Source organism: Pseudomonas sp. K5002 (assembly GCF_013386655.1).
Classification (GTDB): domain Bacteria; phylum Pseudomonadota; class Gammaproteobacteria; order Pseudomonadales; family Pseudomonadaceae; genus Aquipseudomonas.
The window spans coordinates 1-871 of record NZ_JACARK010001262.1 but is presented as its reverse complement, the minus strand read 5'-3'; the positions used below and the strand labels follow the sequence as shown (position 1 = coordinate 871).

Annotated in this window: 1 protein-coding gene; it reads left to right on the top strand. The window is 64.1% G+C overall.

Annotated features, from left to right (window positions below; all coding sequences use genetic code 11):
* On the top strand, positions 1-871 hold an 871-nt coding region (locus HX846_RS35490), incomplete at both ends, for a condensation domain-containing protein (protein WP_256740349.1).

Below are 871 nucleotides of genomic sequence, written 5' to 3'. Positions count from 1 at the left end.
GCCGGTGCAAAGTCACCAGGGCGAGCTGTACCGTTTCGATTTGAGCGACGACCTCGCCGCCCGCGTGCGTGCCTTCAACGCCGAACGCGGCCTGACCCTGTTCATGACCATGACCGCCACCCTCGCGGTATTGCTCTACCGCTACAGCGGCCAGACTGACCTGCGCATCGGTGCGCCGGTGGCCAACCGGATTCGCCCGGAAAGCGAAGGGCTGATTGGCGCATTTCTCAACACCCAGGTGCTGCGTTGCCAGCTCAACGGGCAGATGAGTGTCGGCGAACTGTTTGACCAGGTTCGCCACACCGTGATCGAAGGCCAGTCCCATCAGGACCTGCCGTTCGACCATCTGGTGGAGGCCCTGCAACCAACCCGCAGCGCGGCGTACAACCCGCTGTTCCAGGTGATGTGCAACGTGCAGCGCTGGGAATTCCAGCAAAGCCGCACCCTGGCCGGGATGACCGTCGAATACCTGGCCAACGATGCCCGCGCCACCAAGTTCGACCTCAACCTGGAGGTCACCGACCTCGATCATCGCCTGGGTTGCTGCCTGACCTACAGCACCGACCTGTTCGACGAGCCGCGTATTGCGCGCATGGCGGCGCATTGGCAAAACCTGCTGGAAGCCTTGCTCGGCGATCCGCAACAGCGCCTGAGTGAGTTGCCGTTGCTGGAGGCTGGCGAACAGCGTGCCCTGCAAGACAGCCTCGGCATTGAGGCTGGCGAGCATCGCCTCGACCAGTGCATCCATCACCTGTTCAGCGAGCAGGCCCTGGCCCGTGCCGATGCACCGGCGTTGACCTTTGCCGGGCAGACCCTGAGCTACAGCGAACTCGACAGCCGCGCCAATCGCCTGGCCTGGATGCTCCGCGAG